Annotated in this window: 10 protein-coding genes; 6 read left to right on the top strand and 4 right to left on the bottom strand. The window is 66.0% G+C overall.

Annotated features, from left to right (window positions below; genetic code table 11):
• The first annotated feature begins 1 nt into the window (after position 1).
• From C0R07_RS10660 to C0R07_RS10645, 5 genes are all read left to right on the top strand, one after another.
• Positions 2-691 carry an ABC transporter ATP-binding protein gene (locus C0R07_RS10660; RefSeq protein WP_102788867.1) on the top strand — a complete coding sequence of 230 codons (690 nt, stop codon included), beginning with the start codon at positions 2-4 and terminating at the stop codon, positions 689-691.
• A gap of 14 nt (positions 692-705) precedes the next feature.
• Complete coding sequence (locus C0R07_RS10655; protein WP_046274366.1) at positions 706-1,866, top strand: ABC transporter permease; 1,161 nt, start codon at positions 706-708, stop codon at positions 1,864-1,866.
• Positions 1,867-1,876: 10 nt separating this feature from the next.
• Positions 1,877-3,187, top strand: coding sequence for an ABC transporter permease (locus C0R07_RS10650; RefSeq protein WP_102788897.1), 1,311 nt, complete (start codon positions 1,877-1,879; stop codon positions 3,185-3,187).
• Positions 3,188-3,285: 98 nt separating this feature from the next.
• Entirely contained in the window at positions 3,286-3,534 is a 249-nt protein-coding gene (locus C0R07_RS19715) for a hypothetical protein (protein ID WP_146027597.1), read from the top strand.
• 84 nt (positions 3,535-3,618) lie between these two features.
• Positions 3,619-6,441 carry a TonB-dependent receptor plug domain-containing protein gene (locus C0R07_RS10645; RefSeq protein WP_102788866.1) on the top strand — a complete coding sequence of 941 codons (2,823 nt, stop codon included), beginning with the start codon at positions 3,619-3,621 and terminating at the stop codon, positions 6,439-6,441.
• A 482-nt stretch (positions 6,442-6,923) separates the two neighbouring features.
• On the opposite strand, the gene rarD is transcribed toward C0R07_RS10645, so the two are convergent.
• Complete coding sequence (rarD, locus tag C0R07_RS10640; protein WP_102788865.1) at positions 6,924-7,844, bottom strand: EamA family transporter RarD; 921 nt, start codon at positions 7,842-7,844, stop codon at positions 6,924-6,926.
• On the bottom strand, positions 7,841-8,743 hold the full coding sequence (gene yedA / locus C0R07_RS10635; RefSeq protein ID WP_102788864.1) for a drug/metabolite exporter YedA: 903 nt from the start codon (positions 8,741-8,743) through the stop codon (positions 7,841-7,843). Before yedA ends, rarD begins: the two co-directional genes overlap by 4 nt.
• A 177-nt stretch (positions 8,744-8,920) precedes the next feature.
• Here yedA and C0R07_RS10630 point away from each other — a divergent pair, with 177 nt between their 5' ends.
• Positions 8,921-10,255: an MFS transporter gene (locus C0R07_RS10630; RefSeq protein WP_019185530.1), complete on the top strand. Its 1,335-nt coding sequence runs from the start codon at positions 8,921-8,923 to the stop codon at positions 10,253-10,255.
• A gap of 239 nt (positions 10,256-10,494) precedes the next feature.
• Here C0R07_RS10630 and C0R07_RS10625 read toward each other — a convergent pair whose 3' ends face one another.
• Positions 10,495-12,147 carry a M28 family metallopeptidase gene (locus C0R07_RS10625; RefSeq protein WP_102788863.1) on the bottom strand — a complete coding sequence of 551 codons (1,653 nt, stop codon included), beginning with the start codon at positions 12,145-12,147 and terminating at the stop codon, positions 10,495-10,497.
• Between the two features lie 71 nt (positions 12,148-12,218).
• On the bottom strand, positions 12,219-13,151 hold the full coding sequence (locus C0R07_RS10620) for an MBL fold metallo-hydrolase (protein WP_102788862.1): 933 nt from the start codon (positions 13,149-13,151) through the stop codon (positions 12,219-12,221).
• Positions 13,152-13,166: the final 15 nt, after the last annotated feature.

The following is a 13,166-nucleotide window of genomic DNA, read 5'->3' as shown; positions in this document are numbered from 1 at the left end:
CATGTCCACCCTGGTTTCGCTCCGCAACATCACCAAGACCTACCAGCGCGGCCCCGAGAAAGTGCAGGTGCTGCACGGCATCGACCTGGACATCCAGGCGGGCGATTTCGTCGCGTTGATGGGTCCCTCCGGCTCGGGCAAGACGACTCTGCTGAATCTGATCGGTGGGTTGGATACGCCCACCGCCGGCGAGATCGAGATCGAAGGCGAGCGCATCGACCGCATGAGCGGCGGCCAGCTCTCGACCTGGCGCAGCCACCACGTCGGCTTCGTGTTCCAGTTCTACAACCTGATGCCGATGCTGACCGCCCAGAAGAATGTGGAGCTGCCGCTGCTGCTCACGCACCTGGGCGCAGCGCAGCGCAAGCGCAACGCCGAGATCGCGCTAACCCTGGTCGGCCTGGCCGACCGCCGCAGCCACCGCCCGAATGAACTCTCCGGTGGCCAGCAGCAGCGCGTGGCGATCGCCCGTGCGATCGTTTCCGACCCGACCTTCCTGATCTGCGATGAGCCCACCGGTGACCTGGACCGCCAGTCCGCCGAGGAGATCCTGGGGCTGCTGCAGCAGCTCAACCGCGAGCACGGCAAGACCATCATCATGGTCACCCATGATCCCAAGGCCGCCGAGTACGCCACGCACACGGTGCACCTGGACAAGGGCGAACTGGCCGACGCGCCAGCGGCCCACTGACGGAGGATGCGGCGATGAAATACTTTTCGCTGGTCTGGGCACAGCTGTTCCGCAGCAAGACCCGCACCCTGCTGACGTTGTTGTCGGTGGTGGCGGCCTTCCTGCTGTTCGGCATGCTCGATTCGGTCCGGGTGGCGTTCAACTCCGGCGGTGACACCATCGAAGGCGCCAAGCGGCTGGTGGTCTCCTCCAAGCTCTCGATCACCCAGAGCCTGCCCCTGCGGCTGCTGCGCGATATCGAAGCCACCCCCGGCGTGCGCAAGGTCAACTACGCGATGTGGTTCGGCGGCATCTACCAGGACCAGAAGAACTTCTTCCCGAGCTTCTCCGTCTCGGACAACTACATGGACCTGTACCCCGAGTTCGAGCTGCCGCCCGAGCAGGCCGAGGCGTTCAAGAACACCCGGACCGGTGCGCTGGTCGGTGAAGCCCTGGCCAAGCGCTTCGGCTGGAAAGTGGGCGACACCATTCCGATGCAGGCCACGATCTTCCCGCGCAAGGGCAGCAACGACTGGCCGCTGGTGCTGAGCGGCATCTACCGGGCCAAGGACCGCAACAACGCCAGTGCGGAAAACCAGCTGATGCTGCACTGGAGCTACTTCGATGAATCCAACGATTACATCAAGAACCAGGTCAGTTTCTATACCGTCCAGTTGGAGAACCCCGCACACGCCTCGCGCGTCGCCCAGGCGATCGATGCGCTGTCGCTGAATTCCGACCACGAAACCAAGTCGCAGACCGAGGCCTCGTTCTCGCAGGCCTTTGCCAAGCAGTTCGCCGATATCGGCCTGATCGTCACCGGCATCATGGCGGCGGTGTTCTTCACCCTGGTGCTGCTGACCGGCAACACCATGGCCCAGGCGGTGCGCGAGCGCATCCCGGAGCTGGCGATCCTCAAGACGCTGGGCTTCAAGGATGGCACCGTGCTGGTGCTGGTGATGGTGGAGTCGGTGCTGCTGATCGTGCTCGGCGGGCTGATCGGCATGGGCCTGGCCTCGATCGTGATGCCGGTGATCAGCGCCAGCAGCCAGGGCATGATCAGCCTGCCCGGCGTGCCGGCGCAGACGTGGGGGGTGGCGCTGTGCCTGATGGCGGTGATCGGGATCGTGGTGGGCCTGCTGCCGGCACTGCGCGCGCAGCGGTTGAAGATCGTCGATGCACTGGCCGGGCGCTGAGGAGACCACCATGAACAAGCAATGGATGTGGAACGTCGTGACGGTGCTGGCGCTGCTGGTCGCCTTGGTGGTGTGGATCGTGCTGCCGTGGTGGATGGTGCTGGCCATCGCCGTGCTGCTGGCCGCCTGGCTGGTGCTCACCCGTACTGGCCGCCTGTCGCTGGCAGCAGCGCGGATCGGCATCGCCAGCCTGCCGCAGCGCTGGGGTGCCTCCTCGGTGATCGTGGTCGGCATCGCCGGCGTGGTCGGGGTGCTGGTGGCGATGCTGGCGATGGGCGATGGCTTCAAGGCCACTCTGGAGCGCAGCGGCAGCGATGACGTGGCCATCGTGCTGCGCGGCGGCTCACAGGCCGAAACCAACTCGGTGATCATGCGCGACCAGGTGCCACTGATCGAGAACCTGCCCGGCGTGGCCCGCGGCAGCGATGGCAAGCCGCTGATCTCCGCCGAGCTGTCGCAGGTGATCAGCCTGCTCTCGCGCAGCGACCACAGCGATACCAACGTGCAGTTCCGCGGCGTTGGCGAGCAGGCGTGGGCGGTGCGCGACAACGTGCGCATCATCGCCGGCCGCAGGTTCACGCCCGGCCTGCGCGAAATCGTGGTCGGCAAGGGCGCGCAGGCGCAGTTCGAGGGCCTGGAGATCGGCAAGACCCTGCAGCTGGGCAAGCAGGAATGGACCGTGGTGGGCGTGTTCGCCTCCAACGATGTGCACGAGTCGGAGCTGTGGTCGGACACGCAGACGCTGTCCACCACCTACAACCGCAGTGCGTATCAGTCGGTCAACGTTCGCACCGAGGGGGCGGCGGGCTTCCAGCAGTTCAAGGCGGCCATGGAGGCCGACCCGCGCCTGAAGCTGGATGTGGAGACCACCCGTGACTACTACCGCAAGCAGTCCGGTGGCCTGAGCAAGCTGATCAGCATCCTGGGCACGGTGATCGGCGCGATCATGGCGATCGGTGCGGTGTTCGGTGCGCTCAACACCATGTATGCGGCGGTGGCCACGCGTGCCCGAGAGATCGCGACGATGCGTGCGATCGGTTTCCGTGGCGTTCCGGTGGTGACCGCGGTGATGCTGGAGACGATGTTGTTGGCCCTACTCGGCGGCCTGCTCGGCGGTCTGGTGGCATGGCTGGTGTTCAACAACTACACCGTTTCCACGCTGGGCAACAATTTCAGCCAGGTGGTGTTCCAGTTCCAGGTGTCGCCGCAGCTGCTGTGGACAGGCTTGAAGTGGGCGCTGGGCATTGGCCTGGTCGGCGGCTTGTTCCCGGCCCTGCGCGCGGCGCGACTGCCGATCACCACGGCGTTGCGCGAGACCTGAGCGATACGTTTGAACAACGCGCGTGCGCGTGATCGCGCACGCTAAATACCAAGTCTGGAACCGCACTTGCAAGAGTGCGGTTCTTTTTTTGTGCGTGCGTGTTCACTGCACGTTTAGCTGTCGATCGCGCAGCTGTACGCGCGCTGCGACGACACGCCGCACGCACTCAAGTTGCCTCGCACGTCGCCGCTATTGCTGCCTCGGCCCACCGCGAGGGTGCTGTTGTCTTCGCGCTGCACGACGATGTGAAAAAGGTTTCGTCTGAATGCGTGGTTTTGTCAGCCATCGTTCATTTACAGCGGTTTTTACGCTTTCAAATGAAAGTAAAAAATTTGAAAAGTCATTAGACTCCCGCCCCCCACGTCGTGGTGTGTTGTTCCCCACGCCGCCCCAACGGGCGAATGTTTTTACCGAGAAAGAGAAACGCACGGATGTATTTGAAGACCAATCCGCTGCGCAACGCGATCGCCATCGCGCTTGTCGCCAGCTGCAGTGCCCCCGCCTTCGCACAGAGTGCCGATGACGGCACCACCAACCTCGATCGCATCGAGATCACCGGCTCGCGCATCCGCCAGGCCAGTGTCGAATCGGCCCAGCCGGTCGTCGCGCTGAACCGCGCCGAGATCGAGAAGAAGGGCTACGTCAACGTCGCCGACATCCTGCAGGACGTCACCGCCGCCGGTTCGCCGAGCATGAGCCGTGCCTCCTCGCTGGAATCGGGCCGCGACTTCGGCGGCATGTACGTGAGCCTGCGCAACCTGGGCCCGGAACGCAGCCTGGTGCTGATCGACGGCCGCCGCATGGGCGTCAGCGCCGGCGGTTACTCCGACCTGGCCTCGATCCCGTCCTCGATCGTGGAGCGCGTGGAAGTGCTGACCGACGGTGCCTCGGCCCTGTACGGCTCGGACGCCATTGCCGGCGTGGTCAACATCATCACCCGCAAGAACTTCGACGGTGCCGAAGTCAGCGCCTACGTCGGCCAGTACAGCGAAGGCGACGGCCAGAAGACCGCCTACAGCGCGACCTTCGGCAAGACCTTCGACCGTGGCTGGGTCACCGTGGGTGGCGAGTACACCGACGAAGATCCGGTCCTGGGCGGCGCGCGTGCGTTCACCGCATACCCGAACGGCCCGCGCCACACCGGCGACGGCCTGAGCGGCGTCACCCCGTGGGGCTATGCGACCGTCAACGGCCGCAACCTCAGCGTGGGCCCGGGCGGCGATCCGACCCAGCTCGGCAACTTCAAGCCGGCCGACAAGGCCAACGACGCCAACACCAAGACCAACATGAGCCTGCTCACCGGTCTGCAGCGCAAGTCGGTGTTCGCCAACGGTGGCTTCTCCATCACCGATGACCTGCGCCTGGTCGCCGATGCGCTGTACAGCGAGCGCGAGTCGAGCAAGCAGCTGGCCGGTTACCCGTACCAGAGCACCGGTTCGCGTGCGCTGCTGTCCAAGGACAGCGCGTTCAACCCGTTCGGCCAGGACGTTGCCTTCGCGCACCGTACCGAAGAGCTGCCGCGCGGCACCGAGAACAACCTGACCACCAAGCGCGCCAGCCTGGGCCTGGAAGGCAGCTTCGACACTGGTTCGCGTTACTGGGACTGGAACGTCAGCTACATGTACAACCGCAATGAAGGCGAGCGCATCGGCACGGGCAGCATGTACCAGCCGAACGTGAACCAGTCGGTCGGCCCGTCGTTCCTGGATGCCAACAACGTCGCCCACTGCGGCAGCGTCGGCAACGTGATCGCTGGTTGCACCCCGTGGAACCCGCTGGCGCCGATGGGCTACACCGGCCCGGGCTCGATGAGCAACCAGGACGTGCAGGACTTCCTGTTCACCCGCTTCACCGACAAGATGCAGAGCACCACCAAGGTGGCCAGCGCGAACATCTCCGGCTCGCTGTTCACCCTGCCGGCCGGTGACATCCTGGGTGCACTGGGTGTCGAGCACCGCAGCGAAGAAGCCAGCTACTCACCGGACCTGATGGTCCGCAACGGCCAGATCGCCGGCACCACCGGCCAGCCGACCCAGGGCGATTACTCGCTCAACGAGGTCTACCTGGAACTGCAGGTTCCGCTGCTGGCCGACATGGCCTTCGCGCGTGAGCTGTCGCTGGACATGGCCGGCCGCTATTCGGACTACAACAACTTCGGCTCGACCACGAACACCAAGTTCGGCCTGAAGTGGAAGCCGATCGACAGCCTGCTGGTGCGCGCCACCTACGGCACCGGCTTCCGTGCGCCGACCGTGGAAGATCTGTACGGCGGCACCACCAGCACGCGCGACTCGTACACCGATCCGTGCGATACCAACTTCGGTGCGGCCGCCAACAACCCGCAGGTCCTGGCGCGCTGCCTGGCCAACGGTGTCCCGGCCAACTTCCGCCAGCTCGCCGCTGACGGCACTGCCGCAACGGTGCCGGGCCAGCAGGGTGGCACGGACTTCAGCTCGGGCTCCAACCCGGAACTGAAGCCGGAAACCGCCAAGACCTGGACCGTGGGCGTGGTGTACAGCCCGGAGTTCGTCTCGGGCCTGGACCTGAGCCTGGACTGGTGGAAGATCCGCATCAACGACGTGATCGTCGGTGAGTCGGCCACGGACATGCTCAACCAGTGCTATGTGCTGGGTGTGGATGCCGCATGCGACCGCTTCACCCGTGCCAAGTCGGGCCGCACCATCGGCCAGGTCAACGGCCTGGACCGTACGCTGCTCAACGCCGGCTACCAGGAAACCGCCGGCTATGACCTCTCGGTGCGTTACCGCCTGCCGGAACTGGCGATCGGCAAGTTCGCGGTCTCCTGGAACACCACGTATGTGGATTACCTGGAGCGCAAGAACGACAACGTCGACACCACGCCGGTGCGTCAGTACACGGGCTGGGAAGGCAACTTCCGCGTGCGTTCGAACCTCAACCTGGATTATCAGTACGGCAACTTCGGCCTGGGCTGGACGGCGCGTTACTACTCCAGCATGAAGGAAAACTGCGCGTACACGACCGAGTGCAGCAATCCGGGCTTCAGCTCGGCGTACACGGGCCGCCAGGGCGTCAACAAGGTGGGTTCGAACACCTTCCACGACATCCAGGTGCGTTACGTGCTGCCGTGGAATGGCACGGTTTCGATGGGCGTGAACAATGTGTTCGACCATCAGGGTCCGATCATGTACAGCCAGCCGAACAGCAGCTTCACGTACTACGGCGGGTTCGATATCGGCCGTTACATGTACATGAAGTACCAGCAGCGTTTCTGATCGGGCTTGCCTGATCACCCCTTTCTGATCTGCGGCTTACTCTCTCCAAGCCGCCGAGTGGAAGTAAGACGGCGCCTTCGGGCGCCGTCTTTTTTTTGCGTTGCAGTTTTGGAGCGATGGCTTCTGGAGCGATGGCTTTAAGAGCAACAGCTCTTTGGAGCAATAGCTCCTTGGAACAACAGCCTTCAGTGCTGGACTCGCCCTGGCTTGGGCGGGCACGGGTGGGTTGTCGGGACCCGCTGCAAGTCCCGCTCCGCGGCCCGGCCCAGCCGCTGGCGGCTGTGCGTTCAGTCGCATGCGAGGCAGTGCCTCGCAAGCAATGCGCCTTCACCCATGTAAGCTCATATGCCGCCATGGATGGCGGCATATGAGCCCCCGTGGATGGGTTCACGGCGGGTCCCGCGCACCCACCCACACCCCGCCTGGCCACGCAGCCCAGCAAACCAGGGCTCAAGCTTTCAGGCTTTCAGGCTTCTCAGCCTTCAGCGCTTCAACGCACCACCCGCCCGCGACCGCCAAACACCGTCGCCGATGAACAGCAGCAACCCGGTCCAGATCGCAGCGAAACCCACCGCCTTGGCCGTATCAAAGGGCTCGCGGAAAAAGAACACGCCCAACAACAACCCGATACTCGGCGCGATGTACTGCAGGATTCCGACCAGCGACAGCGGAATCCGCTTCACCCCGTACGCAAATCCGATCAACGGCAGCGCCGTCACCGCCCCGCCAAGGATCAACAGCGCATCATTGCGCCAGCCCCAGCCACTGAAGAACGCCCCGCCGTGCCCGTTCTCGCTCCACAGCGCGAACCCGATCGCCGGCAGGAACAGATACAGACTCTCCACCCCGAGGCCCGCCACCGGGTCGACCGAAATCATCTTGCGCAGCAACCCGTACAGGCCGAACGAACAGGCCAGCCCCAGGGCGATCCAGGGCGGCCTGCCGGCATCGATGGTCAGCCATGCCACACCGAGCGCCGCGCAGCCCACCGCGAGCCACTGCAGGCGGCGCAGGCGCTCGTTGAGCACCACCACGCCGAGCACCACGCTCACCAGCGGATTGATGAAGTAGCCCAGACTGGTCTCGATCACATGCCCGGCGTTGATCGCCCAGATGTACAGGCCCCAGTTGAACGCGATCGCCACGCTGCTCAGCGCCAACGTCGGCAGCGCGCGTGGCTGCGCCGCGATGGCCTTCCACCAGCCCGGGCCGTTGCTCAGCAGCAGCCAGGCCACCACCAGCACCGTGCTCCAGATGATGCGGTGCGCGATGATCTGCTGCGAGGGCACCGCATTGAGCAGGTGCCAGTAGACCGGCACCAGGCCCCACAGGGTGAAGGTGAACGCGGTGATCGCCAGGCCGCGGCGCTGCTCCTGCAGGCTGTGTGGTGCGGGCAGGCTCACTTCGCGCGCGTCCGGGCCAGGGTCAGCACCACCACGCCGGCCAGGATCACTGCCATGGCCAGCAGGTCACGCCCGCCGAAGTGCTCGTTGCCGATGATCACGCCCAGGATCACCGCGATCACCGGATTGACGTAGGCATAGCTGGCCACCAGTGCCGGGCGCACGTTGTGCAGCAGCCACACGTAGGCGGTGAAGGCGACGATCGAGCCGAACATGCACAGGTAGGCCACCGCCAGCAGCCCATGCAGGCTGGGCCAGGTGGTCGGGCGTTCGCCGCTGAGCAGGCCGAGCACGATCAGCATCGCGCCGCCGCAGAGCATCTGCCCGGCCGCGGTCATGAATGGGCTGGGCAGGTCCAGGCCGCGTGCCCAGATCGAGCCGAAGGCCCAGCCGATCGGGGCGATCAGCAGCAGGATCAGGCCCTGCGGGGAGGCGGTCAGGCTGCTGCCGGCGTTGAGCCAGACCACGCCGAGGAAGCCGATCGCGATGCCCAGCCACTCGCCGCGGCTGGCGTTCTGCCCACGCATCGCGCCGAACAGGGCCATCCACAGCGGCACCGAGGCCACGGCGGTCGCCGCCAGGCCCGAGGAGACCGTGCGCTCGGCCAGCACCACCATGCCGTTGCCCAGGACCAGCATGGTCAGGCCCATGATCGCCAGGTTCCGCCACTGGCGCCGGGTCGGCGCGGGCGAGCCACGCCAGCGCAACACGGCATACATCAGCGAACCGGCGATGATGAAGCGGCCGCCGGAGACCATCGTCAGCGGCAGTGCGCCGCCCTCCAGCGCCAGCCGGATCCCCAGATAGGTGGACCCCCAGACCACGTACACCAGCAGCAGCGCCAGGACGACCAGGCCGCTGCGGGGAGCGGCCGACGGAGAGGGGGGTAGGACGGCCATGGGCCACCACGGTGCGGGGGAACACGAATTCTAGGCCGTTGCCGATGGCGCGGCACGCTTTGTGCTGGCACGCTGATTTCATCCGGCCGCACCGTGATGCCTGACACGCACCCGTTTTTGACGTGCGGTAAGGTAACAAGAGTAATCAACGCTTCCCAGCCAGGACCCCTACCCTGCATGAGCACTTCCGTCCCCGCCACTGCGGCACACCCCGAACGGGCCGCCCTGCGGCGCTCCATCTCCAATACCCTCAAAGGCTCGGCCGGTAATCTGGTCGAGTGGTATGACGTCTACGTCTACTCCGTCTTTGCCGTCTATTTCGAATCCCAGTTCTTCTCGGCCGCCGACAAGAACTCCACGATGTACGTGTGGGCGATCTTCGCCGCCACCTTCCTGATGCGCCCGATCGGTGCGTGGTACTTCGGCCGCTTCGCCGACCGCTACGGCCGCCGGTTGGCGCTGACGGTGTCGGTCACGGTGATGGCCGCCTGTTCGTTCCTGATCGCGATCACCCCGACCGCCTCGCAGATCGGCATCTGGGCCGCGGTGATCCTGCTGTTCGCGCGCCTGCTGCAGGGCTTCGCCACCGGTGGCGAGTACGGCACCAGTGCCACCTACATGTCCGAAGCCGCCATCCCGGGCCGCCGCGGCTTCCTGTCCTCGTTCCATTACGTCACCCTCGTCGGCGGCCACGTACTGGCGCAGCTGACCCTGCTGGGCATGCTGACCTTCTGGGGCAAGCCGGAAATCTCCGCCTGGGGCTGGCGCGTGGCGTTCGGCATCGGCGGTGTCGCGGCGATCGTGGTGTTCTGGCTGCGCCGCAGCATGGACGAATCGCTGCAGTCCGATTCCATCGATGCCGCCCGCGATGGCCGCGCCAAGGCCTCCGGCTCGATGCGCGAACTGTTCGTCAACCAGTGGCGTCCGCTGCTGCTGTGCTTCCTGATCACCGCCGGCGGCACCGTGGCGTTCTACACCTATTCGGTCAACGGGCCGAAGATGATCCAGAGCGCCTTCGCGGGCGATGACGTGATGACCGGCACGATGATCAATCTCGGCGTGCTGACCTTCCTGATGGTGCTGCAGCCGATCGGCGGCTGGCTGTCGGACATGGTCGGCCGCAAGAGCCTGCTGGTGTTCTTCGGCATCGGTGGCGTGCTGTACAGCTGGTACCTGATCACCGAATTGCCCAACCAGCACGATCCGTTCATGGCCTTCCTGGTGCTGGGCATCGGCTTCGTGATCCTGACCGGCTACACCTCGATCAATGCGGTGGTCAAAGCCGAACTGTTCCCGACCCATGTGCGCGCGCTGGGCGTGGGCTTTGGCTACGCGATGGCCAACTCGCTGTTCGGCGGTACCGCGCCGCTGCTGTACCAGGGCGCGCTGAAGACCGGCCAGGTCGGCATGTTCGCGGTGTATGTCACGGCGATCATCGCGGTGTCTCTGGTGGTCTACATGTTCTTCCTGACCAACAAGGGCCCGAACTGGCTCGATGGCACCCGGAAGTAACGGCCGCACCACCCGCCCCGCGATCACGCTGGGCGGGTGGATGCTGGCAATGCGGGTACCGGCGGCGTTCGCCCAGGCCAGCACGTCCTCTTACGCAACGCAGCGCCCTGACGGGCGCTGCGTTGCCATGGGTCAACCGTTCGGCGCGATGATGGCCTGTTGCCTGGCCGCGCTCGCGGCCAGTGGCGGGGGCGCGTGGCGCCTGCTGCGGCGGCGCTGAGCGCCGCCTGCGGTACGCTTCAGCGGCGCGCCGATTCGCTCTTCTCGCGCTCGGCGCGGAATTCGGACCCTTCTTCCCACTGCGGCCAGCGACGGCTGTTGGCCAGTTCCGCGCCCAGGTCGTAGACCAGCAGGGTGTCGGCGGCATGACCACTCGGGTCCCAGCTTGGGGTCCACGCATCGCAGGCCTGGTGGTAGCAGGCGGCGAAGTACGCATCGCGCAGTTCACGGCCCTTCTCGATCCCGCCCTCACGCATGTCCAGCCCCGGGCCGATGGTGATCGCTGGCACGCCAAGGCGAGCGAAGGCGAAGTGGTCGGCGCGGTAGAAGAAGCCTGCTTCCAGATTCGGATCGGGCGAATAGGTGCGGCCACGTGCCTTGGCCACGCGCTCCAGATCCCCTTCCAGCGAGACCCGGCCCTTGCCCCACGAGGCGATGTCGCGGGTCGGGCCATCCGGGCTGAACATCTCGATGTTCAACACGGCGGCGGTCTTGTCCAGCGGGGCGAGCGGGTGCGCGGCGTAGTAGCTGGCCCCGAGCAGGCCCTTCTCTTCGGCGGTCAGCGCCACGAAGTACAGCGTGCGCTGCGGCTGCGGGCCGGCAGCGAAGACGCGGCCCAGCTCCAGCACGGTGGCCACGCCGGTGGCGTTGTCGATCGCACCGCGACGGATGCGGTCGCCCTTGGCATCGGGCTGGCCGATACCGAAAGCATCCCAATGCGCGGAGAAGATCACCGCTTCATCGGCATGCGCGCCGCCCGGCAGCTTGGCCACCACGTTGCGCGTGATCACCTGCTCGCGCTTGAGCTTGAAGTCCACCGAGAGCTGCGCATCGCCCAAGGCCACCGGCTTGAAGGCCGGGGTCATGGCACGGCGCTTCTCGGCCTCGAAATCCAGGCCCGCATCGCGGAACAGCTGCTCGGCCAGGCTGCGCTGCATCCAGCCGCGTACCGGCACGTGCTGGGCCAGGGCCTGCTCGCGGGTGCGTTCGATATCAAACAGCGGCGAGGTGCCCGAGCTCCTCACCGTGGCCCAGCCATACGCGGCGGGTGCGGTCTCGTGCACGATCAGCACGCCCTGCGCACCGCGGCGCGCGGCTTCTTCGAACTTGTAGGTCCAGCGGCCGTAGTAGGTCACGGCCTTGCCATCGAATGCGCCCGGCTGGTCGGCCTCGAAATCGGCGTCGTTGATCAGCACCACGGCGATCTTGCCGTGCAGGTCGACGTCCTTGTAATCGTTCCAGTGGCGCTCGGGGGCATCGATGCCGTAGCCGACGAACACCAGCGGGGCGTTCTTGATCGCCACCGCATCCTGCGGCCGCAGGCTCTGCAGGGTCACGTCCTCGCTATTGACCAGGGCGCGCTGCTTGCCCTTCTGGCGCAGCTGCGCACGCACCGGGCCATCGACCTGCGCACGCACCATCGGCACCGGCTGCACCCAGCCGCCATCCACGCCGCCGGGCTGCAGGCCGTACTTCTTGAACTCTTCGATCAGGTACTGGACGGTGCGCTCTTCACCGGGCGTGGCCGGGGCGCGGCCCTCGAACTCGTCCGAGGCCAGGATCCGCACATGTCGCGACAGTGCCTCCGGATCGATGCCGCCGCCGGGCAGGTCATTGGCGGCGTGGGCCAGGCCGCCCACGAACAGGCAGGACGACAGCAGCAGCATGCGCATCGGATTCACGGCAGACACCAGGACGGAAAACAGGACACCGGAGTGTAACGTGACACCCCCGTGACCGTGCACTAGCGGCGGCCGCGATCCAGCCAGCACGCCAGGCCCTGGGCGTTGAGTTCGATATCCATCGCCAGCACCCGGGCCACCGCTTCATCATCCAGCGGGCAGCCATGCGCCTGCGCGCGTTCCAGGTACAGCGCGGTCAACGCCGCGACCAGGCAGCGATGCCGATCCGGCCGACCATCGCATTGGCGACCGATCTCGACCATGGCATCGATCTGTTCGACGAGATCGTCAGCCAGTTTCCGCGGGGGTGCCACGCGCCCGTAATGGGTCAGGTACATGGCCTGCGGATCGTAGGCCAGCATCTTTGCGATCGACTGCTTCAGCGGCTCCGGATCGAACTGCACCGGTGAGGAGGTGGGCACGATGAAGGCGCCCTGCGCGCTGTCCAGCTCGCGGTAGGACAGCCCGAAGGTGTCGCCGGTGAACCAGCTGCGGCTGCGCGCATCCCACACACACAGGTGATGGCGGGCGTGCCCCGGCGTATCCACGCACAGCAGCGTGCGCCCGGCCAGATCCACGGTGTGGCCATCTTCGGCGATCACCACCCGGTCAGCGGCAACGGCCAGGATCGGCCCATAGCTGCGCGCGATCTCCGCTTCACCGTAGACCTCGGTGGCCCCGGCGATCAGGCGGGTCGGGTCGACCATATGCGGCGCACCACGCGGATGCACCACCAGGGTGGCGTTGGGCAGCTGCTGCATCAGCAGGCCGGCACCGCCGGCGTGGTCGAGATGCACATGGGTCAGGATCAGCCAGTCGACCTGCTCGGGCGTGCAGCCGGCGCGCCTCAACGCGGCGAGCATCGCCGGCACGGCCAGGCCGGTGCCGCAATCGATGAACGCTGCCCGGCCGTTCTCGACGATCAGGTAGGCGGCATCGAAATCATCCCGCTGGAACGCGGTGTCGATCGTATGAATGCTGGGGTCGGAGTGCATCAACGCATCCCTGGC

Source organism: Stenotrophomonas bentonitica (assembly GCF_002887735.1).
Taxonomy (GTDB): Bacteria; Pseudomonadota; Gammaproteobacteria; order Xanthomonadales; family Xanthomonadaceae; genus Stenotrophomonas; species Stenotrophomonas bentonitica_A.
Note: the sequence above shows the minus strand (reverse complement) of the source record. Positions and strands in the feature narration are given on the sequence as shown.

Bases quoted from the DNA above. Each gene is read 5' to 3' on its own strand.
- yedA (WP_102788864.1), bottom strand. From the start codon at position 8,743: ATGGCCGTCCTACCCCCCTCTCCGTCGGCCGCTCCCCGCAGCGGCCTG.
- C0R07_RS10630 (WP_019185530.1), top strand. From the start codon at position 8,921: ATGAGCACTTCCGTCCCCGCCACTGCGGCACACCCCGAACGGGCCGCC.
- C0R07_RS10655 (WP_046274366.1), top strand. From the start codon at position 706: ATGAAATACTTTTCGCTGGTCTGGGCACAGCTGTTCCGCAGCAAGACC.
- C0R07_RS10660 (WP_102788867.1), top strand. From the start codon at position 2: ATGTCCACCCTGGTTTCGCTCCGCAACATCACCAAGACCTACCAGCGC.
- C0R07_RS10625 (WP_102788863.1), bottom strand. From the start codon at position 12,147: ATGCGCATGCTGCTGCTGTCGTCCTGCCTGTTCGTGGGCGGCCTGGCC.
- C0R07_RS10645 (WP_102788866.1), top strand. From the start codon at position 3,619: ATGTATTTGAAGACCAATCCGCTGCGCAACGCGATCGCCATCGCGCTT.
- C0R07_RS10620 (WP_102788862.1), bottom strand. From the start codon at position 13,151: ATGCACTCCGACCCCAGCATTCATACGATCGACACCGCGTTCCAGCGG.
- C0R07_RS10650 (WP_102788897.1), top strand. From the start codon at position 1,877: ATGAACAAGCAATGGATGTGGAACGTCGTGACGGTGCTGGCGCTGCTG.